Origin of the sequence: Streptomyces olivaceoviridis, assembly GCF_014650115.1 — a bacterium.
GTDB lineage: Bacteria > Actinomycetota > Actinomycetes > Streptomycetales > Streptomycetaceae > Streptomyces > Streptomyces olivaceoviridis.
Genome location: NZ_BMUI01000001.1, coordinates 740299 through 762355, shown reverse-complemented (window position 1 = coordinate 762355; position 22057 = coordinate 740299). Strand labels below are relative to the sequence as shown.

At 71.6% G+C, this 22057-nt stretch carries 24 protein-coding genes; 17 read left to right on the top strand and 7 right to left on the bottom strand.

Annotation, left to right across the window (positions count from 1 at the left end; all coding sequences use genetic code 11):
- Positions 1-254: 254 nt before the first annotated feature.
- A complete protein-coding gene (locus tag IE273_RS03475; RefSeq protein ID WP_189813605.1) occupies positions 255-896 on the top strand; it encodes an IclR family transcriptional regulator in 642 nt (213 codons plus the stop codon).
- A gap of 186 nt (positions 897-1082) precedes the next feature.
- Positions 1083-1874, top strand: coding sequence for a S16 family serine protease (locus IE273_RS03470; RefSeq protein WP_189813604.1), 792 nt, complete (start codon positions 1083-1085; stop codon positions 1872-1874).
- Between the two features lie 20 nt (positions 1875-1894).
- Here the strand turns inward: IE273_RS03470 and IE273_RS03465 are convergent, their stop codons facing one another.
- Positions 1895-2374 (bottom strand): Lrp/AsnC family transcriptional regulator, encoded by a 480-nt coding sequence (locus IE273_RS03465; RefSeq protein WP_189813603.1) that lies wholly within the window; start codon positions 2372-2374, stop codon positions 1895-1897.
- 122 nt (positions 2375-2496) lie between these two features.
- Here IE273_RS03465 and hppD point away from each other — a divergent pair, with 122 nt between their 5' ends.
- Positions 2497-3645, top strand: coding sequence for a 4-hydroxyphenylpyruvate dioxygenase (gene hppD, locus IE273_RS03460; RefSeq protein ID WP_189813602.1), 1149 nt, complete (start codon positions 2497-2499; stop codon positions 3643-3645).
- Positions 3646-3654: 9 nt separating this feature from the next.
- On the opposite strand, the gene IE273_RS03455 is transcribed toward hppD, so the two are convergent.
- Positions 3655-5121, bottom strand: a complete 1467-nt coding sequence (locus tag IE273_RS03455; protein ID WP_229887049.1) for a tetratricopeptide repeat protein — start codon at positions 5119-5121, stop codon at positions 3655-3657.
- Positions 5122-5213: 92 nt separating this feature from the next.
- On the opposite strand from IE273_RS03455, the gene IE273_RS03450 reads away from it, so the two are divergent.
- Complete coding sequence (locus tag IE273_RS03450) at positions 5214-6620, top strand: FAD-binding oxidoreductase (protein ID WP_189813601.1); 1407 nt, start codon at positions 5214-5216, stop codon at positions 6618-6620.
- Positions 6621-6646: 26 nt separating this feature from the next.
- On the opposite strand, the gene IE273_RS03445 is transcribed toward IE273_RS03450, so the two are convergent.
- Positions 6647-7060: an SsgA family sporulation/cell division regulator gene (locus IE273_RS03445; RefSeq protein WP_189813600.1), complete on the bottom strand. Its 414-nt coding sequence runs from the start codon at positions 7058-7060 to the stop codon at positions 6647-6649.
- A gap of 232 nt (positions 7061-7292) precedes the next feature.
- Here IE273_RS03445 and IE273_RS03440 point away from each other — a divergent pair, with 232 nt between their 5' ends.
- Positions 7293-8786 carry an RDD family protein gene (locus tag IE273_RS03440; protein ID WP_189813599.1) on the top strand — a complete coding sequence of 498 codons (1494 nt, stop codon included), beginning with the start codon at positions 7293-7295 and terminating at the stop codon, positions 8784-8786.
- A 65-nt stretch (positions 8787-8851) separates the two neighbouring features.
- A complete protein-coding gene (locus IE273_RS03435; RefSeq protein WP_189813598.1) occupies positions 8852-9544 on the top strand; it encodes an RDD family protein in 693 nt (230 codons plus the stop codon).
- 94 nt (positions 9545-9638) lie between these two features.
- Here the strand turns inward: IE273_RS03435 and IE273_RS03430 are convergent, their stop codons facing one another.
- Positions 9639-9875 (bottom strand): hypothetical protein, encoded by a 237-nt coding sequence (locus tag IE273_RS03430; RefSeq protein WP_189813597.1) that lies wholly within the window; start codon positions 9873-9875, stop codon positions 9639-9641.
- A gap of 360 nt (positions 9876-10235) precedes the next feature.
- Here IE273_RS03430 and IE273_RS03425 point away from each other — a divergent pair, with 360 nt between their 5' ends.
- The gene (locus IE273_RS03425) at positions 10236-12593 is read left to right on the top strand and encodes an immune inhibitor A domain-containing protein (RefSeq protein ID WP_189813596.1); all 2358 of its coding nucleotides are present in this window, start codon (positions 10236-10238) and stop codon (positions 12591-12593) included.
- A gap of 121 nt (positions 12594-12714) precedes the next feature.
- Entirely contained in the window at positions 12715-13041 is a 327-nt protein-coding gene (locus tag IE273_RS03420) for a hypothetical protein (protein ID WP_189813595.1), read from the top strand.
- An 85-nt stretch (positions 13042-13126) separates the two neighbouring features.
- Here the strand turns inward: IE273_RS03420 and IE273_RS03415 are convergent, their stop codons facing one another.
- Together IE273_RS03415 and IE273_RS03410 are read right to left on the bottom strand one after the other, a co-directional pair.
- Complete coding sequence (locus IE273_RS03415; protein WP_189813594.1) at positions 13127-13720, bottom strand: isochorismatase family protein; 594 nt, start codon at positions 13718-13720, stop codon at positions 13127-13129.
- A 94-nt stretch (positions 13721-13814) separates the two neighbouring features.
- Complete coding sequence (locus tag IE273_RS03410) at positions 13815-15161, bottom strand: nicotinate phosphoribosyltransferase (RefSeq protein WP_189813593.1); 1347 nt, start codon at positions 15159-15161, stop codon at positions 13815-13817.
- Positions 15162-15226: 65 nt separating this feature from the next.
- Here IE273_RS03410 and clpS point away from each other — a divergent pair, with 65 nt between their 5' ends.
- The 8 genes from clpS to IE273_RS03375 all read left to right on the top strand — a co-directional run bounded on the left by clpS (position 15227) and on the right by IE273_RS03375 (position 20543).
- Complete coding sequence (clpS, locus tag IE273_RS03405; protein ID WP_014672994.1) at positions 15227-15535, top strand: ATP-dependent Clp protease adapter ClpS; 309 nt, start codon at positions 15227-15229, stop codon at positions 15533-15535.
- Positions 15536-15545: 10 nt separating this feature from the next.
- Complete coding sequence (locus tag IE273_RS03400; RefSeq protein ID WP_189813592.1) at positions 15546-16151, top strand: DUF2017 domain-containing protein; 606 nt, start codon at positions 15546-15548, stop codon at positions 16149-16151.
- Between the two features lie 331 nt (positions 16152-16482).
- A complete protein-coding gene (locus tag IE273_RS03395) occupies positions 16483-17901 on the top strand; it encodes an amino acid permease (RefSeq protein ID WP_189813591.1) in 1419 nt (472 codons plus the stop codon).
- A gap of 165 nt (positions 17902-18066) precedes the next feature.
- Complete coding sequence (locus IE273_RS03390; protein WP_189813590.1) at positions 18067-18489, top strand: M67 family metallopeptidase; 423 nt, start codon at positions 18067-18069, stop codon at positions 18487-18489.
- Positions 18490-18568: 79 nt separating this feature from the next.
- Positions 18569-18664: a putative leader peptide gene (locus tag IE273_RS45055; RefSeq protein ID WP_309550412.1), complete on the top strand. Its 96-nt coding sequence runs from the start codon at positions 18569-18571 to the stop codon at positions 18662-18664.
- Between the two features lie 88 nt (positions 18665-18752).
- Positions 18753-19031, top strand: coding sequence for a MoaD/ThiS family protein (locus tag IE273_RS03385; RefSeq protein ID WP_189813589.1), 279 nt, complete (start codon positions 18753-18755; stop codon positions 19029-19031).
- 17 nt (positions 19032-19048) lie between these two features.
- Positions 19049-19999, top strand: coding sequence for a PLP-dependent cysteine synthase family protein (locus IE273_RS03380; RefSeq protein WP_189813588.1), 951 nt, complete (start codon positions 19049-19051; stop codon positions 19997-19999).
- An 82-nt stretch (positions 20000-20081) separates the two neighbouring features.
- The gene (locus IE273_RS03375; RefSeq protein ID WP_189813587.1) at positions 20082-20543 is read left to right on the top strand and encodes a hypothetical protein; all 462 of its coding nucleotides are present in this window, start codon (positions 20082-20084) and stop codon (positions 20541-20543) included.
- Positions 20544-20551: 8 nt separating this feature from the next.
- Here IE273_RS03375 and IE273_RS03370 read toward each other — a convergent pair whose 3' ends face one another.
- Positions 20552-21010: a type II toxin-antitoxin system PemK/MazF family toxin gene (locus IE273_RS03370; protein ID WP_189813586.1), complete on the bottom strand. Its 459-nt coding sequence runs from the start codon at positions 21008-21010 to the stop codon at positions 20552-20554.
- A 238-nt stretch (positions 21011-21248) separates the two neighbouring features.
- Between IE273_RS03370 and IE273_RS03365 the strand changes: the two genes are divergently transcribed.
- Positions 21249-22001, top strand: coding sequence for an MBL fold metallo-hydrolase (locus IE273_RS03365; RefSeq protein ID WP_189813585.1), 753 nt, complete (start codon positions 21249-21251; stop codon positions 21999-22001).
- Positions 22002-22057: the final 56 nt, after the last annotated feature.

Genomic DNA, 22057 nt, shown 5'->3' with positions numbered 1-22057 from the left:
ATGCAGGCAGGCCGGATCTGGGCTTGCCCGGATTCTGGACGAAGACTTCCGCTCAGCGAACCTGCTTCGCTACTGTCCCGCTACGCACACGCCCCGTGGCAGCGCCGCCGCGGAGCGCAGCCGTGAAGCGACTCGGCCCGGGAGCCGCCGGGCCGTCCTGCCGATCGGCGGCCTCTGAAGCGCGTCGCCGACGGGACTCGGTGACGCATCCGCCGAACAGGGGCCGCCGCCTCACCGCCGAAGGAGTGGGCGTCGTGACCGCGGAGACCTCTCAGACGCTCGACCGGGGACTGCGCGTCCTCAAGTTGCTGGCCGACACCGACCACGGGCTGACCGTCACCGAGTTGTCCACCAAACTGGGCGTGAACCGGACCGTGGTGTACCGGTTGCTCGCGACGCTGGAGCAGCACGCGCTCGTACGGCGTGATCTGGGCGGTCGAGCCCGGGTCGGACTCGGCGTGCTGCGGCTCGGCCGGCAGGTGCATCCGCTGGTACGGGAGGCCGCGCTGCCCGCCTTGCGGTCGCTCGCGGAGGACATCGGGGCGACGGCGCACCTCACGCTCGTGGACGGGTCCGAGGCGCTGGCCGTCGCGGTGGTCGAGCCCACCTGGACGGACTACCACGTGGCCTACCGGGCCGGGTTCCGGCACCCGCTGGAGCGGGGTGCGGCCGGCAAGGCGATCCTCTCCGCGCGGCAGTCGCCGTCCTCCGATCCCGGCTACACGCTCACGCACGGGGAGCTGGAGGCGGGGGCGAGCGGGGCCGCGGCGCCCCTGGTCGGGGTGACGGGGGTCGAGGGCAGTGTGGGCGTGGTGATGCTCGCGGACGCCGTTCCGGAACGGGTGGGTGCGCGCGTGGTGGAGGCGGCGAGGGAGGTCGCGGAAGCGTTGCGCTGAGCCCCTCGCGGCCGACCGCACCGCGGCGCCCCGGAAAGGGGCGCGGGGAACCGCGCGGCCAGCCGCCCGCTCGCCGCACTCGACGGTGGTCCCCTGCCCTCCTCGGCCACCGGCGGCACCGGTACACGCCATGACGGACCCGTACGCGGCAGAAGGCGCACCTGGTCGTCACGTTAGATTGAGCTCGTGCTCTCACGTCTCTCACGCCCCCAGGCCCTCGCCGTCTGCGCGCTGCCCGTCGTGGCCCTGCTCGCCACGGCGGCGTTCGCGCCGCTGCCGTTCTCGGTGGCGCAGCCCGGCATGACGGCGAACGTGCTCGGGCGGAACCAGGGCACCCCGGTGATCACGGTCTCGGGCGCGGAGACCCGCAGGACCAGCGGGCAGCTGCGGATGACCACGATCGAGGCGACCGGTCCGGACGCCGAGGTGAGGCTCGGTGACGTGGTCGACAGCTGGTTCCGCACCGACCGCGCGGTGCTGCCGCGCGACTCGGTCTACCCGAGCGGCGACACCGTCAAGGAGATCGAGCAGCACAACGAGGCACAGATGCGCCAGTCCCAGGACGCGGCGACCCAGGCCGCGCTGAAGTACCTCGGGCTCGGCGCCGGCGAGGTGAAGGTGACGCTGAAGCTCGCCGACGTGGGCGGGCCCAGCGCGGGGCTGCTGTTCTCCCTGGGGATCGTCGACAAGCTGGACGGCGACGGCGGCGGCGGCGACCTCACGGGGGGCCGCGTCATCGCCGGTACGGGCACGATCGACGCGGCCGGCAAGGTCGGCGCGGTCGGCGGGGTGGCCCTGAAGACCCAGGCCGCGCGCCGGGACGGGGCCACCGTCTTCCTGGTGCCGAAGGCGGAGTGCGCCGACGCCGAGGCGGAGCTGCCGAAGGGGCTGCGACTGGTCCCGGTGACCACGCTCAAGGGCGCGGTCGACGCCCTGGTGGCGCTGGAGAAGGGCAAGGGCTCGGTCCCGAGCTGTTGATTCCCGGGCGCCGGATTCGCCTACAGCCGTTCGGCGTCCGCCGCCGCCTGTTCCACGAGCGGGATGATCCGCAGCGGAACGGGGTTCTCCATGACGATCGCCGTGGAGGCCCGGACGATGCCGTCGAAGCCGACGACCCGGTCGATCACCCGCTGGAGATCGGCGTTCGAGCGGGCCACCAGCCGGCACAGCATGTCCCCGCTGCCGGTGGTGGTCAGCAGTTCCAGCACCTCCGGCACGGTCGTCAGGTGCGCCCGTACGTCGGCACCCTGGCCCTGCCGGATCTGGAGGGTGGCGAACGCGGTGACCGGGTAGCCGAGGGCCGCCGGATCCACCTGCGGGCCGAAGCCGCGCACGACCCCGTTCGACTGGAGCCGGTCCAGCCGCGCCTGCACGGTCCCGCGCGCCACGCCCAGCCGCCGGGACATCTCCAGCACCCCGATGCGCGGCTCCCGGGCCAGCAGCACGATGATGCGCCCGTCCAGATGATCGATCGCCACGGGACCCCCTGAGATGGTCATCCTGTACAGAAACACCGCCAGGGCGGTGATACCACTGGTCAGATTGCCCAGCGATTGCGCGAACTATTGCGCACCTTGCAGAGCAGAGCCACCCTTCCGCTATGACGCAGACCACAGACCTCACTCCCGACACGACCGCCCGGCAGGACGACCCCTTCCCGGTCAAGGGAATGGACGCGGTCGTCTTCGCCGTGGGCAACGCCAAGCAGGCGGCGCACTACTACTCCACCGCCTTCGGCATGCGGCTGGTCGCCTACTCCGGACCGGAGAACGGCAGTCGCGAGACCGCCAGTTACGTGCTGGAGAGCGGCTCCGCCCGCTTCGTCTTCACCTCCGTGATCAAGCCGAGCAGCGCCTGGGGCCACTTCCTCGCCCAGCACGTGGCGGCGCACGGCGACGGCGTCATCGACCTGGCCATCGAGGTCCCGGACGCGCGCGCCGCGTACGCGTACGCCGTCGAGCAGGGCGCGAAGAGCGTCGCCGAGCCGTACGAGCTGAAGGACGAGCACGGCACGGTCGTCCTCGCCGCCGTCGCCACCTACGGCGAGACCCGGCACACCCTGGTCGAGCGCACCGGCTACGACGGCCCCTACCTGCCCGGCTACACCGCCGCCCGGCCGATCGTCGAGCCGCCCGCCCAGCGCGTCTTCCAGGCCGTCGACCACTGCGTCGGCAACGTCGAACTCGGCCGGATGAACGAGTGGGTGGCCTTCTACAACAAGGTCATGGGCTTCACGAACATGAAGGAGTTCGTGGGCGACGACATCGCCACCGAGTACAGCGCGCTGATGTCGAAGGTGGTCGCCGACGGCACCCTCAAGGTCAAGTTCCCGATCAACGAGCCCGCCATCGCCAAGAAGAAGTCCCAGATCGACGAGTACCTGGAGTTCTACGGCGGCGCGGGCGTCCAGCACATCGCGCTCAACACCAACGACATCGTGCAGACGGTCCGCACCATGCGGGCGGCCGGCGTCGAGTTCCTCGACACCCCCGACTCCTACTACGACACCCTCGGCGAGTGGGTCGGCGACACCCGCGTGCCGGTCGAGACCCTGCGCGAGCTGAAGATCCTGGCCGACCGCGACGAGGACGGCTACCTGTTGCAGATCTTCACCAAGCCGGTCCAGGACCGCCCGACCGTGTTCTTCGAGCTCATCGAGCGGCACGGCTCCATGGGCTTCGGCAAGGGCAACTTCAAGGCGCTGTTCGAGGCGATCGAACGCGAGCAGGAGAAGCGGGGCAACCTGTAACGGCGGGCCCTACTCGCTGGGCGGCGGCTCGTCGGGTACGTCGCCCAGCTCCCGCAGCGCCTCCCGCGCCATCGGCGCCTTCAGCGGCGAGAAGTACGGGTTGATGCGCAGCGCCTCCTCCAGGTGCCGCCGCGCGGGGGCGTACCGCTCCAGTTCCGCCTCGATCACGCCCCGGTGGTACGCGTACAGCGCGCTGCGCACCCCACCCCCCTTCGTCTCGTCCGTCGCGGTGGTCGCGAAGGTCAGCGCCTCCTGGTCCTCACCGGCCCGGTGCAGCGCCCAGCCCAGCGCGTCGGCCACCTCGGTCCCCGGCTGCCGCCGCCACTCCTCCCGCAACCGCTCCACGCCGTCCCAGGGGTCCCCGTGGTCGGCCTCGTACCGCCCGATCAGCACCTCCTCGTCCACCCCGCCGGACACCGCCCGCCGTACCGCCTCCTTCATCCGCGTGTACTGCTCCTCGGCGACCCCGGGCTGCCCCAGCGACTCGTACAGCTCACCCAGTTCCAGCAGGTCCGCGGGGTTCGGCTGCTTCGCGACGACGGCCCGGTACGCGGCCAGCGCCTGCGGCGTGTGCCCCAGCGCGGCCAGCGTCCGCGCCCGCCCGGTCGCCGCCGCCCGCTGGTCGGGATCGAGCCGCAGCGCCGCCTCGAAGTGCCGCAGCGCGTCCGCGAGGTCCCCGCGCTCCCAGGCGAGCTGTCCCAGTCCGGCCAGCCACGCCGCCTGCTCCGCCGGGGTGCGGGCCGCCGCCGCCGCGTCGGTCAGCTGGGCCACCGCGTCCTCGCGCCAGCCCCGGTCCCGGTACACCGCCGAGGCCCGCGCCATCACGGCCGGCCGGGCCGCCGCATCGGTGCGCAGCGCCAGCAGCTTGTCCAGAGTGGAGCGGGCCTTCTCGTAGTCGCCGAGCCCGGTGTACGCGTCGATCAGCGGCGGATACGCCTGCCACCGCTTCGGCGCCGCCTTCAGCGCCTGCTCGCCATAGGTCTTCGCCGCCGGGAAGTCCCGGCGCGCCAGCGCCAGCGAGGCCAGGCCGTCCAGCGCCTCGGTGTTCCGGCCGCCCCGCACCTTCAGCGACTCCCGCAGCGCCCGCTCGGCCTTCGGGTAGTCCGCCGCGTCACCCGCCCGGCGTCCCCGCTCCACGTACGCCGACCCCAGCACCGCCCAGGCCCGGGCGTCCTGCGGCTGCGCCCGCACCAACCGCTCCTGCCGCCCGATGAGCGCCGTCAGTCCGGGCAGCGCGGCCGGCACCCCGTAGGTCACCGTCGTCAGCGCCGGCACCTGCGCCCGTGGCCGCGCCTGCGGACCGGCGGCGGGCGGTGCGGCCGGCCCGTGCCGCCGCTCGTGCGGCAGCAGCATCAGCACGGTGCCCGCCACGACACCGCCCGCCAGCGAGGCGACCAGCACCCGCCGCAGCACCCGCCGGCGCGGCGCCGGCGGCTCCGGGACCAGTGACGTCCCCACGCACTGTCGGTTGTCCATGGCGCTCACTGTGCGTCAATACGACGAGCACATCCGTGTGGCCCCGGAGCGGCGCGGGCGGGGTTCACACCGATGGCCGTGAGTGACACGCTGTGATCATGAGCCGTATCGAAGCACCGCGCGACGAGCACACCGGTAACCTCACCGACCGGCTCCTGGCCGGCCTGCCGCCCGAGGCCGTCCTGACCGACCCCGACGTCACGGCCTCCTACGCCCACGACATGGCGAGCTTCTGCCCGGCGGGCAGCCCCGCCGTCGTCGTCCTCCCGCGCACCGTCGAGCAGGTCCAGCACGTCATGCGCACGGCCACCGAGCTGCGCGTGCCCGTCGTCCCGCAGGGCGCCCGCACCGGCCTGTCCGGCGGCGCCAACGCCACCGAGGGCTGTGTCGTGCTGTCCCTCACCAAGATGGACCGCATCCTGGAGATCAGCCCCGTCGACCGGATCGCCGTGGTCGAACCGGGCGTGGTCAACGCGACCCTGTCCCGCGTGGTCGAGGAGCACGGCCTGTACTACCCGCCGGACCCGTCCAGCTGGGAGATGTGCACCATCGGCGGCAACATCGGCACGGCCTCCGGCGGCCTGTGCTGCGTCAAGTACGGCGTGACCGCCGAATACGTCCTCGGCCTGGACGTCGTCCTCGCCGACGGCCGCCTGATGTCCACCGGCCGCCGCACCGCGAAGGGCGTCGCGGGCTACGACCTGACCCGGCTCTTCGTCGGCTCCGAGGGCTCCCTCGGCATCGTCGTCCGGGCGGTCCTCGCGCTGAGGCCGAAGCCGCCCCGGCAGTTGGTGCTGGCCGCCGAGTTCGCCTCCGCGGCGGCGGCCTGCGACGCCATCTGCCGGATCATGGAGGGCGGTCATGTGCCGTCCCTCCTCGAACTCATGGACCGTACGACGGTCAAGGCGGTCAACGACCTCGCCCACATGGGGCTGCCCGAGACCACCGAGGCGTTGCTGCTGGCCGCGTTCGACACCCCGGACCCGGCCGCCGACCTGGCCGCGGTCGGCGCCCTGTGCGAGGCCGCCGGCGCGACCCAGGTCGTCCCGGCCGAGGACGCGGCCGAGTCCGAGATGCTGTTGCAGGCCCGGCGGCTCTCGCTGACCGCGCTGGAGGCGGTGAAGGGCACGACGATGATCGACGACGTGTGCGTGCCCCGCTCCCGGCTCGGCGCCATGCTGGAGGGCGTGGAGCGGATCGCCGCCGCGTACGGCCTCACGGTCGGGGTCTGCGCGCACGCCGGCGACGGCAACACGCACCCCACGGTCTGCTTCGACGCCCGCGACCCCGAGGAGTCCCGCCGGGCCCGCGAGTCCTTCGACGAGATCATGGCCCTCGGCCTGGAGCTGGGCGGCACCATCACCGGCGAACACGGCGTGGGCGTCCTGAAGAAGGAGTGGCTGGCCCGGGAGATCGGCCCGGTCGGGGTGGAGATGCAGCGGGCTGTGAAGCAGGTCTTCGACCCGCTGGGCATCCTCAACCCGGGCAAGCTCTTCTGACGCCGGGCTCACCGGGCTCACCGGGCTCACCGGGCGAGCAGGTGGTCGAGCGCGTCGTCGATGCCCAGCCGGCCGCCCTCCGTGCCCGGCGGCACCGCCCGCAGCGTCCGCTCCAGCCAAGCCGACACCTGCGGGACCGGCGCCTGAAGCAGCGCGTCGCCGTCCGGCGAACTCAGCGCCATCAGCACGACGCCGCGCCCGTCCGCCTTCGCCGGCCACACCCGCACGTCCCCGTGCCCGCACGGCCGGAACACCCCCTCCACCAGCAGGTCGCGGGCGAACGTCCAGTCGACGGGGTGCGCCGAGTCGATGTGGAAGGTGATGTGGACGGCGTAGGGGTCGTCGGAGCGGTAGGCGAGCCGGGCCGGCACCGGGACGCTCTGCTCGGGTGACAGGACGAGCCTCAGCTCCAGTTCGCGCTCCACCACGGTGTGCCGCATGACCTGCGTCTCCTCTCGCGTCGGGGCCACCGGACGGGCCCGCACCGGGGGAGAGGGGGCAGGGGCCGGACCATTACGCGGGTTCGGGGAACTTCTTTTCGGGGGCCCGGGGAGTCCCGTGCGGCGTTGCCCGGAAAGGGGTGGGTCCGGCGGGACTGGCGGTGGGGGATGCCCGGGTCTGATAGATGTGGAGGCCCCCATCCCACCCCCGAGCAGATACGGGACGACGGACATGAGCGCCCCAACCCCGGCCCCAGGCGACGACCGGCCCCGCGAGGGCTACTACCCGGACCCGTCCATCCCCGGCTACGTCCGGTACTGGAACGGCGCCTCCTGGGTGCCCGGCACGAGCCGCCCGGCGCCGAAGAACGGCGAACCGCTCACCCCGCCCCCCGGCGCCCGCCCGGCGTCCCCTTCCGTGGAGGAGACGGGTCCTCACTTCTTCGACGAGGACCCGCCGGACGAGGAGCAGCCGGGCGGCGCGGGCCGGCGGGACCCGCGGGGCGGGCAGCCCGCGCACGGTGCGCAGTGGGGCCGGCCGGGTGGACCGGCCCGGCCCGGTCAGCCCGGTCAGCCCGCTCAGCCCGGGTCACCCGGTCAGCCCGGTGAACCCTGGGGTGCCGACCCCCGGGTGCCGGCCGACGCCTCCACCGCCCCCGACGGCCGGGCCGCCACCCGGACCGACGGCGCCGCGACGATCCCGCCGACGCAGGACGACCCCCACGACCCCGGCACCTTCATCTTCCGCCGCCCGATCCCCGGCCCGGCGGCGGCCGACCGCACCGACGACGGCACGATGACCTTCCGCCCGGTCCCGTCCGCCCCGCCGGCCCCGTCCGGCACCGACAGCGGCCCGGCCGGCTCCGGCGCGCAGGGCCCGGTCGGCGCGCCCGCGAACCCGGGCTTCGGCGCCGGAAAGGCCGCCGCGGCCCGCGCCGCCGCCGCACAGACACCCCCGGCGGCCCAGGGACCGCAGTCACCGTCGATCCCGCAGCCCTCTCCCACGCCCCAGCCTTCCCCGGCCGCTCCCGCCCCCGCCCCCGTGGCCCCGTCGGTGCCGCACCAGGCGGGTCCCGGCCAGGCCGGTGCCCCCGTCACCCCGCTGACCAGCGGACCCGGCGGCGGGCAGGCCTCCTGGGCGCAGCAGGTGCACCAGCTCGCCGGGGGCGGGGACGAGCAGCCCGTGGCGCCGTGGAAGCCGCCGGTGGAGGACCTCTTCCAGGCCGCGGCGCGCCGGCAGGCCGCCGCCCGCCCCGCCGGACTCGGCAAGCGGCTCGCCGCGCGGCTGATCGACCTGCTGGCCATCGGCGCCGTGACGGCCGCCGCGGCGGTCCCGCTCGGCACCCGGGCCGTGGACCACGTCCAGCAGAAGATCGACGCGGCCCGGCTCTCCGGCCACGAGGTCACGGTCTGGCTGCTCGACGGCACGACCGGTACCAGCCTCGGCGTCGTCCTCGCCGTCCTGCTCCTGGCCGGTGTCCTGTACGAGGTGCTCCCCACGGCCAGGTGGGGCCGCACCCTCGGCAAGAAGCTGTGCGGTCTCGAGGTCCGGGACATCGAGGCGCACGAGCCCCCGGCGTTCGGCGCGGCACTGCGCCGCTGGCTGGTCCTCAGCGTGCCGGGCCTGCTGGTCGTGGGCATCGTGGGCGTGCTGTGGTGCCTGTTCGACCGGCCCTGGCACCAGTGCTGGCACGACAAGGCGGCCCACACCTTCGTGGCCGGCTGAGCGCGCGTACTCCGTCCGGCCGTCTGCCGGATGCGGAGCCGGGATCTTCGGGTTCCACTCGGGCCATGAGCAGCGAACCGCCCCCCGGCTCCGGAGAGCAGCCCCCCGAGGACGACCCCTTCAGGAAGCGGCCCCCGTCGGACCAGGGCTCGGGCTCGCCGTACGACGCCCCGTACGGCGGAGCCCAGCCCCCTCCCCCCGGCGGCGGCGCGGGGGGTCCTTACGGCGGTGGTCCGGGCGGCCCTTACGGCGGCGGTCCGGGCGGCGGCCCCTACGGTCCCGGCGGCTACCCCGCCGACCCGCTGGCCGGGATGCCCCCGCTCGCCGACAGCGGCAAGCGGACGCTCGCGCGCATCATCGACATGATCCTGGTCGGCATCGTCGTGCTGCTGCTCACCTGGGCGATCGGGGTGAGCGCGTACACGTTCGACAGTGAGCGCGCGGAGGTCGGCAGGTCCCTCGCCCAGTCCGTCATCGCGGCCGTGCTCTACATCGCGTACGACACCGTCCTGATGACCAGGTCGGGGCAGACCCTCGGCAAGAAGTGGCTCGGCCTGCGGGTGGCCAACCTGGAGAACGGCGCCACGCCCTCCGTGCAGACCATGCTGATCCGCTCCCTGGTGCTGTGGGTGCCGTTCGCCTTCTGCTGCGCCTGCATCTGGACGGCGATCTCGGGCGGTTGGAGCTTCTTCGACAAGCCGTACAAACAGGGCCTGCACGACAAGGCGGCCAAGACGGTGGTGGTCAGCACCGGTTGAGCCGGCCGCCGGGAGTGCTCGCACGGCAGTGGCGGTTCCGGGACGTCCGGAACCGCCACTGCCGCAAGCTCCGCGGCGCTGTGTCCCCGTCCGCTCACAGGGCCGTGGGGACGCGTTCCTCCTCCGCGACGGGCTCGGCCGGGGCCCGCTCCGCGCGCGCCCCGGGGACGGGGACCGTCAGGGCGACCAGCAGGCCCAGCGCGAGTGCCGCGAGGGCGATGACGGCGACCCCGAGGCCCGAACTCGTCTGGGACAGCAGCAGCATGGCGAGCGTCGAGAAGATCACGGTGCAGGAACCGTAGGCGAGCTGTGCGGCGGTCGGACGAGGCATGGCAATCGTGTCCTCGGCAGTCTTCGGAAGTCGGGGGTGCCACTCTGTTGGCCTGCATGCCCGAGCGGGACGCCCGGTAAGCGTGACCTAACCCACGGTACCGGTGCACAGGGGGCGCATGGAGTCACCGTCCCGGCCAAACGGGCGTTCCCCTGCGCCGGTCGGCGGGCCGGCACGTGTTCGTAAAGCGGACGTCACCTCCGCATAGTGCACTTGTCCTGCTCAAGTCAAGGTCTGTTTTTTCAGCTAAACCTCTAGTCAAATGTCGTCACTTGACTACACGCGTTGATCGTGCGCGCACGGATTCCTCCAAGACCCGGAACCATCTGTCCGTGTGCGCGGCGCGGGGGAGGAACTCAAGTGACCAGCAGATCCTGGACGTTCAGAGCGGCCGCCATCGGCGTGACGCTCGCGGCGGCCTCCGCCACGTTCGCCACCTTCGCCGTCGCGGAGGCGGGCACCCAGGCCCAGAACGCCGCGGCCAACCGGCACGACCCGGCTCCGGTGAAGCAGCGCGCGCACGACCTGGACGGCCCCCTGAGCAAGACCCAGGAGGCCCAGCGCGAAGAGGCCCTGAACCAGCTCATATCGGGCAAGGCCACCGCGAAGGAGCGCAACGGCTCCAAGGTCGTCGAGCTCAAGAGCCGCAAGGGCCAGAGCAAGTACGTCGAACTGAGCCGCGAGAAGACCGACAAGATCTTCACGATCCTGGTGGAGTTCGGCGACCAGACCGACCCCAAGGTCGGCGGCACCCCGGGCCCGCTGCACAACAAGATCGCCGCGCCGGACCGCAAGAAGGACAACTCGACGGCCTGGCAGAAGGACTACGACCAGAAGCACTTCCAGGACCTCTACTTCGGCACCGGCAAGAAGACCGAGTCGCTGAAGAAGTACTACGAGAAGCAGTCCTCGGGCCGCTACTCGGTCTCCGGTGAGGTCACCGACTGGGTCAAGGTCCCCTACAACGAGGCCCGTTACGGCAACAACGCCTGCGGTGCCACCAACTGCCCGAGCGTGTGGAACGTCGTCAGCGACGGCCTGAACGCCTGGGTCGCCCAGCAGAAGAAGGCCGGCCGTACCGACGCCGACATCAAGTCGGACCTCGCCAAGTACGACCAGTGGGACCGCTACGACTACGACGGCGACGGCGACTTCAACGAGCCGGACGGCTACGTCGACCACTTCCAGATCGTGCACGCCGGTGAGGACGAGTCCGCCGGCGGCGGCGCCCAGGGCGAGGACGCGATCTGGGCCCACCGCTGGTACGCCTTCGGCACCGACGCCGGCGCCACCGGCCCCGAGAACAACAAGCTCGGCGGCACGCAGGTCGGCGACACCGGCATCTGGGTCGGCGACTACACCATCCAGCCGGAGAACGGCGGCCTCGGCGTCTACGCCCACGAGTACGGCCACGACCTCGGCCTGCCGGACGAGTACGACACCGCCGGCGGCGACAACTCCACCGGTTTCTGGACGCTGATGTCCTCCGGTTCCTGGCTCGGCACCGGCAAGGAGTCCATCGGCGACCTGCCGGGCGACATGAACGCCTGGGACAAGCTCCAGCTGGGCTGGCTGAACTACGACACCGCCAAGGCCGGCAAGCAGTCCACGCACAAGCTGGGCGTCGCCGAGTACAACACCTGGGACAAGCAGGCCCTCGTGGTGACCCTGCCGGACAAGGCGGTCACCACCACCATCACCGAGCCGGCGCAGGGCGCCACCCAGTGGTGGAGCGGCAGCGGCAACAACCTGAAGAACACGCTGACCCGTTCCGTGGACCTGACCGGCAAGTCCTCGGCGAGCCTCACCCTGGACGGCTGGTGGGCCACCGAGGCCGGCTACGACTACGTCTACACCGAGGTCTCCACCGACGGCGGCGCCAACTGGACCGCCCTGGACGGCACGGCCGACGGCCAGGCCCTGCCGCGCGACGCCAGCGGCAAGCCGGCGCTGAGCGGCTTCTCGCAGACGCACAAGAAGCTGGCGTTCTCCCTCGACGCCTACGCGGGCAAGAAGGTCGACCTGCGCTTCCGCTACGCCACCGACGGCGGTGTCGCGGAGAACGGCTTCACGGCCGACGAGATCGCGGTGACCGCCGACGGCACCCCGCTGTTCTCGGACAACGCCGAGACCGCGGACGCCGGTTGGACCGCGGACGGCTTCTCCCGCATCGGTGCGTCCTTCACCAAGGACTACAAGCAGTACTACATCGCCGAGAACCGGCAGTACGTGTCGTACGACAAGACGCTGAAGACGGGCCCGTACAACTTCGGCTTCGCGTCGCGCCCGGACTGGGTGGAGCACTACCCGTACCAGAACGGCCTGCTGATCTGGAAGTGGGACACCTCCCAGGCGGACAACAACACGAACGCCGCCAACGGCCACCCGGGCTCCGGTCTGATCCTGCCGATCGACTCGCACCCGAAGGCACTGAAGTGGGCCGACGGCACGCTGCTGCGCAACCGCATCCAGGCCTACGACTCGCCGTTCAGCATCTACGGCACGGACGGCATCACGCTGCACAAGGCCGACGTCGCGCTGAAGATCAAGGGCTCGAAGGGTGTCCGGGTCTTCAACGACCACACCAGCACCTACTACGACCCGGCGAACCCGACGGGCGGGGTGAAGGTCACTGACACCAACACCAAGATCACGATCGTCAAGGAGGCCAAGGACGGCTCCACGATCCAGCTCAAGATCGGTCCCGCGGTGAAGTAGTCCGCGTCATCGCAGGTCAGAGGCGTATCGGCGGCAACCCCTTGGCGGGTTGCCGCCGGTCGTGTTTAGGTGCGTCCTGTGGACCGCTTATTGACACCGACCGGAACGGGGATGTGACCGCATGGCCGCTGGAGGCTTCTGCAAGCTGCCGAACGGCACGGTGGTGGTGGCGCTGAACCTGCCGTACGGCCCCGCCGGGGTGCGGGTGCTCGTGCACGCCCGGAACCGTGCGCGGGCCCTGACCAGGCTGCGCAACCTGGGCCTGCGGGCGATCTACCTCCGGGGGAACGCCGAGCCGCCGACGCCGGACGAGATCACGGCGGTCCTGCACCACCCCGACGGCCTGATATGGCGCACGGCCCCGGCCGACAACGGTGTCATGGTGAACGAGCTGTGGCACCCGATCCGGGCGCTGCTGCGCGGACCGGCGCTGGTGCGGCAGGGGTGACGCCTGTGTGTGGGGGCGCGGGTACGGCGACCGCGGGCCCGCCGTGGCCGCCCGTGCGGGTCCCCGCGCCCCTTCGGGCGTTCCCCTAGCCGCTCACCACGGGCTTGCCGGTGAGTTCCACGCCCGCTTCCCGCAGCTCCTCCAGGGCCCGCTCGGTGGTCTCGCCCGCCACCCCGGCCGTCAGGTCCAGGAGGACCTGCGTGCGGAAGCCCTCTCGCGCGGCGTCCAGGGCCGTGGCCCGTACGCAGTGGTCCGTGGCGATGCCCACCACGTCCACCTCCGTGATCTCCCGGGCGCGGAGCCAGTCGGCCAGGGCGACGCCGTTCTCGTCCGTGCCCTCGAAGCCGCTGTACGCGGCCGCGTAGGCACCCTTGTCGAAGACGGCGTCCACCGAGCCGGAGGCGACGGCCGGGGCGAAGTTCGGGTGGAAGCCCACGCCCTCCGTGCCCGCGACGCAGTGCGCGGGCCAGGAGCGGACGTAGTCGGGGTTGTCCGCGAAGTGGCCGCCGGGCGCGATGTGGTGGTCGCGGGTGGCCACCACGTGCCGGTATCCGGTGCCCGCCGCCTGGCCGATCAGCTCGGTGATGGCGGCGGCCACGTCGGCACCGCCGGCCACCGCGAGGCTGCCCCCCTCGCAGAAGTCGTTCTGCACGTCTACGACGATCAAGGCGCGGCGCATGGTGGGTGTCCTTCGACTGAGAGTGAAGTAACTGAGCCTAGAGAATCCCGGGCTCCTGCGGGAGGGGGCGTCGAGGGGCGGACGGGGTCCCGCGCTAGCTGCCCGAGCGCCCGTGGACGTACTCCGTCGGAATGACGGGTTCCCCCCTTGACAGCTGGATCGCGGAGAGCGGCAGGTTTTCGCGGGCCGCGATGTGGCGGTCCCGGGCCACGTCCAGCGGCTCCCGGGCGACCACCTCGCCGCCCTTGACCAGCTCCACCAGGAGCTGCCGGTCGGCCAGCTCGGCCGGCACCGGCCCGGTGCCGATGACCTCGGCCTCCGCGACCCCCTCAGCGTCCCGCCGCCGCGCCGCCCACTTGCGGCCCCCGATGGACGTCTTGCCGCCGCTGGACTTCTTCGCGACCGGCAGCAGCGGCGCCTTCGGGTCCGCGGACTCGGCGCGGGCGACCAGCTTGTAGACCATGGAGGAGGTCGGGTGCCCGGAGCCCGTCACCAGCTGGGTGCCGACGCCGTACGCGTCCACCGGCGCGGCGGCCAGCGAGGCGATGGCGTACTCGTCCAGGTCGGAGGTCACGATGATCTTCGTGGCGGTCGCGCCCAGCTCGTCCAGCTGCTGCCGCACCCGGTGCGCCACCAGCAGCAGGTCGCCGGAGTCGATGCGGACCGCGCCCAGCTCGGGGCCGGCCACCTCCACCGCCGTACGGACGGCCTCGGCGACGTCGTAGGTGTCCACCAGGAGGGTCGTGCCCCGGCCGAGGGTGTCGACCTGGGCCTGGAAGGCGTCGCGCTCGCGGTCGTGCAGCAGGGTGAAGGCGTGGGCGGAGGTGCCGACGGTCGGGATGCCGTAGCGGAAGCCGGCGGCCAGGTCGGAGGTGGTCGCGAAGCCGCCGACGTAGGCGGCGCGGGCGGCGGCCACCGCGGCCAGCTCGTGGGTGCGGCGCGCGCCCATCTCGATCAGCGGGCGGTCACCGGCGGCGGAGGACATCCGGGAGGCGGCGGCGGCGATGGCGGAGTCGTGGTTGAGGATGGACAGGATGACGGTCTCCAGCAGGACGCACTCGGCGAAGCTGCCCTCGACGCGCATGATCGGCGAGCCGGGGAAGTACACCTCGCCCTCGGGGTAGCCCCAGATGTCGCCGCTGAAGCGGTAGTCGGCGAGCCACCGCAGGGTCTCTTCGTCGACGATGTCCCGCTCGCGCAGGAAGCCGAGGACGCCGGAGTCGAAGCGGAAGTTCTCCACCGCGTCCAGGACGCGGCCGGTGCCGGCCACCACGCCGTAGCGGCGCCCGTTCGGCAGCCGCCGGGTGAAGACCTCGAAGACGCTCCGCCGTTCGGCCGTACCGGCCTTCAGCGCGGCGCGCAGCATCGTCAGCTCGTACTGGTCCGTGAAGAGCGCTGTCGAGGGAACGTCCACCGGTAGCCCAAGGTCCGCTGTGTTCATGGCGAGGAATCGTACTCCCTTTTCGTCGGTGTGACGATTTATGGAGGCCGTGGCAGCATGGGCTTGTGACGTCACCCGCGCCCGTAGAGATCGAACGCACCGAGTCGGCGGAGGAGGTCTTCGCCGTACCCGAGCCCGACGTCCCCTGGGTCACGATCGTGCACAACGACCCGGTCAACCTCATGAGCTATGTGACGTACGTCTTCCAGACGTACTTCGGCTACACCAAGGACAAGGCCACCAAGCTCATGCTCGACGTCCACCACAAGGGCCGGGCGGTCGTCTCCAGCGGGACCCGCGAGGAGATGGAGCGCGACGTGCAGGCGATGCACGGCTACGGTCTGTGGGCCACCCTCCAGCAGGACCGGAAGTAAACGCACCCAGATGCCCGGACACTTCGAACCGCTCCCCGGCGGCGGCGCGGCCGTCGCCCTCGACGACGTCGAGATCTCCATCATCCGGTCGCTGGCCGTACAGCTCCTGGAGCTCATCGGTCCCGGACCCGGCGCCGACACCCCGGACGACCCGCTCGCCGAGCTGTTCGCGGAGGGGCCGAGCGAGCCGCCCGCCGACCCGGTGCTGCGACGGCTCTTCCCGGACGCCTACAGCGACCCGGAGGAGGCCCCCGCCTCGTCGGCCGAGGCCGAGGAGCGGCGGGCGCACTCCGCCGAGTTCCGCCGCTTCACCGAGAACGACCTGCGCGCCGACAAGCGGGAGAGCGCCCTCGGGGTGATCCGCAGCCTGGACGCGCTCGCCCCGGTCGACGAGGGCGGGGCGGTGCTCAAGCTGTCCCCGGAGCAGTCCCGGCAGTGGCTCGGCGCCCTCAACGATCTGCGGCTGGCGATCGGTTCCCGGCTGGAGATCACCGACGAGGACGACACCGACCTGCTCTACCGGCTCCCGGACGAGGACCCGCGCAAGCCGATGGTCATGGCGTATCTGTGGCTCGGCGGGCTCCAGGAGACCCTGGTGACGACCTTGATGCCGTAGTTCGTACGGTTTCGCCCCCCTCGGAAGCGTTCGCTCAGGGGACGCTCAAATCCGGATAACGATCCCGTCACCTTAGTGGCCGGTTTTGCCGCATTCAGGCGCTCTTTGTCCGCTTTTACCTGTGTGATGCGCCACACAGGCCCCCTGTGATCAATATTGCGGCCGTGATAAATCTTCACGACCGCCCGGCCGACACCACCCATGTCCGGCCGGGTGCGCCACCGAGCCGACGACCGTCGGCCAGGCAGACAACTCCATCATCCGGGGGGATCGAGACCCGATCCGAGGCCGACGAAAGGCCCGGGTCGGCATGGAGAAAGGCGCACCACACATGACCTCTGAGAAGGTCACCACCGCCCCTGAGGAGGGGTACGAGCGCGGGCTCGGCAGCCGTCAGGTCCAGATGATCGCGATCGGCGGCGCGGTCGGCGTCGGGCTCTTCCTGGGAGCCGGGGCGAACATCGCCAAGGCCGGTCCCAGCCTCATCCTGATGTACGCCCTCGCCGGCGTGATCATCTTCTTCATCATGCGGGCCCTGGGCGAACTGCTGCTCTACCGCCCGGTCTCCGGCTCCTTCGCCGAGTACTCCCGGGAGTTCCTCGGCCCGTTCTTCGGCTACTTCACCGGCTGGACGTACTGGCTGATGTGGGTCGTGACCGGCATGGCCGAGCTGACGGCCGCCGCGATCTACGTCCACTACTGGTTCCCCGGCATCCCGCAGTGGGTGACGGCCCTGGTCTTCCTGGTGGTCCTGTTCGTGGCCAACCTGATCTCGGTGAAGCTGTTCGGCGAGATCGAGTTCTGGTTCTCCATGGTCAAGGTCACGGCCCTGATCGGCATGATCGTGATCGGCCTGGGTGTGCTCACCTTCGGCTTCAGCGCCGCGGGCGACACCGCGCACGTGGCGAACCTGTGGCAGTTCGACGGCTTCTTCCCCAAGGGCATCGGCTCGTCGCTGATGACCTTGCAGGGCGTGATGTTCGCCTACCTCGCCGTCGAGCTGGTCGGCGTCACCGCCGGCGAGTCCGAGAACCCGGAGAAGACCCTCCCGAAGGCCATCAACACGCTGCCCTGGCGCATCGCGCTGTTCTACGTCGGTGCCCTCACCGTCATCCTGTGCGTGGTGAAGTGGACCGAGTTCGCGCCGGGCGTCAGCCCCTTCGTGAAGGCGTTCGCGGTCATCGGCATCCCGGCCGGCGCCGGCATCGTCAACTTCGTGGTGCTCACCGCCGCCCTGTCGTCCTGCAACTCCGGCATGTACTCCACCGGCCGCATGCTGCGCACCCTCGCCGACAACGGCGAGGCCCCGCGGGTCTTCTCGAAGCTGTCGGCCACCAAGACCCCCGCGCTCGGCATCACCGTCTCGGTGCTGTTCATGGGCATCGGCGTCGTCCTGAACTACGTCGTCCCGGAGAAGGCCTTCGGCTACGTCACCTCCGTCGCCACCGCGGCCGGCATCTGGACCTGGCTGATGATCCTGGTCAGCCACGTCCTCTACCGCCGCGCGGTCGACGCGGGCCGGCTGCCCACCAGCTCCTTCCCGGCGCCCGGCGGCGCGGTGTGCTCGTACATCGCCATCGCCTTCCTGCTCTTCGTCACCGGTCTGATCGCCTACGACGCCGACTCCCGCGTCTGCCTGTACGTGATGGCGGTCTGGGCGGTCGCCCTGGGCATCGGCTGGCTGGTCCTTAAGTCCCGGACGCCGTCCATCGCGGACCGCCGCGACCCGGAGTTCGAGAAGGTGGGCTGACCCCCGGAAGACACCGGAAGACACCGGAAGACCATCCGGAAAGGACGTCCGGCCGTCGGGAGCTCTCGTGGCGCCCCCGGCGACCGCCGCTCAGGGCGTCCGGCATGTGGGCCGTCCCGTACCACCCCTCGGTACGGGACGGCCCCTCTGCTTATCCTGACCCCCATGCTGACCATCACCCAGGCGCTCCACGACCAGATCGTCGCCCACGCGCGCGAGGACCACCCCGACGAGGCGTGCGGCGTGGTCGCCGGGCCGGTGGGCTCCGGCCGCCCCGAGCGCTTCGTCCCGATGCTCAACGCGGCCCGCTCGCCCACCTTCTACGAGTTCGACTCGCAGGACCTGCTCAAGCTCTACCGCGAGCTGGACGACCGCGACGAGGAGCCGGTGATCATCTACCACTCCCACACCGCGACCGAGGCGTACCCCTCCCGGACCGACATCAGCTACGCCAACGAGCCCGGCGCGCACTACGTCCTGGTGTCCACCGCCGACACCGACGGCGCCGGAGAGTTCCAGTTCCGCTCCTTCCGGATCCTGGAAGGGGAGGTCACCGAGGAGGAGGTCAAGGTCGTCGAGGCGTACTGATCTCAGTCATCGGTCGGATTCCGTCCGGGATGTGGAATCACACTCGGGGACCCGGACCGGGAATCGATACGATGAACCCATGGTTCTGAACGACGTGAGCGAGAAGGCGCCGGGCACGCTGCTCGTGGCGCGGCTGCACGTCGATCTGTGCAGGCTGAACAGCGCCATCTGTTGACGTCCCCCGCCGCCGTACGGCCGTGAGCCGCGGCGTGCCCCGCTGCGTGCCCACACCTTCCGACACTTCCTGACAGGAGCCCGCAACCATGGCCATCGAGGTCCGCATCCCCACCATCCTCCGCCAGTACACCGACGGTCAGAAGGCGGTGGAGGGCAGCGGGAGCACCCTCGCCGAGCTGTTCGCCGACCTGGAGTCGCGGCACGCGGGCATCCAGGCCCGCATCGTGGACGGCGACCAGCTGCGCCGCTTCGTCAACGTGTACCTCAACGACGAGGACGTCCGCTTCCTGGACGGCATCAACACCAAGCTGTCCGACGGCGACAACGTCACGATCCTGCCGGCCGTCGCCGGCGGCATGCGCTGATCGGTCGCTGAGCAGCGATGCGCTACGACTCCCCGCTGGCCGCGGTGGGCAACACCCCCCTGGTGCGCCTGCCGCGGCTGTCGCCGGCCCCGGACGTGCGGATCTGGGCCAAGCTGGAGGACCGCAACCCCACCGGCTCGGTCAAGGACCGGCCCGCCCTGCACATGATCGAGCAGGCGGAGAAGGACGGCCGACTGACCCCGGGCTGCACGATCCTCGAACCCACCTCCGGCAACACCGGCATCTCCCTCGCCATGGCGGCCAAGCTCAAGGGCTACCGGATGGTGTGCGTGATGCCGGAGAACACCTCGCGGGAGCGCCGGGACCTGCTCGGCATGTGGGGCGCCGAGATCATCTCCTCGCCGGCCGCCGGCGGCTCCAACACCGCCGTGCGCGTGGCCAAGGAACTGGCCGCCGAGCACCCCGACTGGGTGATGCTCTACCAGTACGGCAACCCGGACAACGCGGGCGCCCACTACGCCACGACCGGCCCCGAGATCCTCGCCGACCTGCCCTCGATCACCCACTTCGTGGCGGGCCTCGGCACCACCGGCACCCTCATGGGCGTCGGCCGCTACCTGCGCGAGCACAAGCCGGGCGTCCAGATCGTCGCCGCCGAACCGCGCTACGACGACCTGGTCTACGGCCTGCGCAACCTCGACGAGGGCTTCGTCCCCGAGCTGTACGACGCGTCCGTCCTGACCACCCGGTTCTCGGTCGGCTCGGCCGACGCGGTCACCCGCACCCGTGAACTCCTCCAGCAGGAGGGCATCTTCGCGGGCGTCTCCACCGGCGCCGCCCTGCACGCGGCGATCGGCGTCGGCCGGAAGGCCGTCAAGGCGGGCGAGAGCGCCGACATCGTCTTCATCGTGGCCGACGGCGGCTGGAAGTACCTCTCCACCGGCGTCTACACCGCGCCCACCACGGAAGAGGCCATCGCGACCCTCCAGGGCCAGCTCTGGGCCTGACGCCCGTCGCCGAAGCGGTGGATCCGCGCGCGCCGGTGGTACGTCACATCCGTACCAGGACTCCGGCAGAAAGGCGGACCCCATGCGCCGTACGACGCTCCTCGCCCCCGCGGCGGCAGCGCTGCTCCTCGCGGGCTGCGGCTCCCAGCAGGACACCGGGAGCAGCGACAAGGTGTCGGCGCCGGCCCGCACGGGCACGCCGTCGCCCACCCGGTCCGCCGGTGACTGCACCGGGCACGTGGAGCTGACGGCCGCCGATCACGGCCGTACCGTCTGCGTGACCGAGGGCGGCGAGGTCCGGCTCACCCTGGACGGCACCAGGGCCCGCCCCTGGCAGCCGGTCGCCGTGAGCGGTACGGGACTGAAGGCCGTCAACGCGGGCTTCGTACTCCAGCCGGGTGACGCCACGGCCGCGTACCGGGCGGTGGCGGCCGGCACGGTGAGGCTCACGTCGTCCCGCCCGCTGTGCGCCGAGCCGACCGCACCGGGCCAGGTCTCCTGCAAGGCCATCGAGGACTGGACGGTCACGGTGCGCGTGAGCTGAGGCGCCCTCTAGCCCGCCAGGTGCCGTACCTGGTCCCACAGGACCGGGTCGACCACGCCCACCCGGCGGCGGAAGCCGTCCACCGGGACCTCGCGCAGCTCGTCGGTCTCCAGGAAGCTGGGCCGCCCCTGGGTGTCGCCGACCGCGCCGGGCGGCAGCGGGATCACCCCGCAGCGCTCGTCGTGGTACTTGCTCGTGATCTTCGCGACGGTGGCCCGGTTGCCGCGCACGGCCAGCACCAGACAGGGCCGGTCCTTCGCCTCGGCCCGGTCCTCGTAGGGGACCTCCGCCCACCAGATGTCCCCGGGGCAGGGCCGTACGGCGGGTGCCGTCCGCGGGCCCGGCCGGCCCGGGGGCCGCACGCGTCGTCCGCCGGGCCGGTGACCGCGGCCCCAGCCGTCGACGAGCGTGGCGACCAGTGCGAGCAGTACCACCGCCGCGAGCGCCAGCCACCAGGACGTGTCCATACGACGACGTTACCGGCGCGCGCCGGACCTCGCGCGCCCTCTTCCGACCCTGGTGCGCCCCGCGTCCAGCCGAACCGGTGACAGCACAGGTGAGTTCGCCCACAACGGCCCCTGGCGGTGGAGCGACCCGTGCTTTCGCGCCTTACTCTCGACGAACCGCACGACCCCCGACAGCCCCCGCCCCGCAAGGGGTTTACGTCCCGCCCACCGGTTACCCGCCTACGGAGGTTTCTGCTTCATGAAGCTCACCGTCGTCGGCTGCTCGGGGTCGTTCCCGTCCGCTGAATCGGCCTGTTCGAGCTACCTCGTCGAGGCCGACGGCTTCCGGCTGCTCCTCGACATGGGCAACGGCGCCCTCGGAGAGTTGCAGCGCCACTGCGGTCTCTACGACCTCGACGCGATCTTCCTCAGCCATCTGCACGCCGATCACTGCATCGACATGTGCGCGTACTTCGTGGCGCGCTACTACCGCTATGACGGCGGCCGGTGCGATCCCCTCCCGGTCTACGGCCCCGAAGGCACCGAGCACCGCCTGACCACGGCCTACGCGGACACCCCTTCCGCCTCCTCGATGAGCGAGGTCTTCGACTTCCACACGGTCAAGCCGTCCACGTTCGAGATCGGCCCGTTCACCGTGCACACCGAGCGGGTCCGCCACCCCGTGGAGGCGTACGGCATCCGGATCGAGCACGGCGGGAAGTCCCTGACGTACTCCGGCGACACCGGCGTCACCGCGGCGCTGGACGAGCTGGCCCGGGACACCGATCTGTTCCTGTGCGAGGCCGCGTTCACGCACGGCAAGGAGAGCATTCCCGACCTGCACCTCAACGGCCGCGAGGCGGGGGAGACGGCGGCCCGCGCGGGCGCGCGGCGGCTCGTCCTCACCCACATCCCGCCGTGGACCGACCCCGAGGTGAACCTGCGGGACGCCCGTGAGGTGTTCACCGGGTCGGTACACCTGGCGGCGCCGCGGCAGACGTACGAGATCTGACAGCACCGTCCGCGCACGACGAGGCCCCCGGAGCGTCGGCTCCGGGGGCCTTTGTC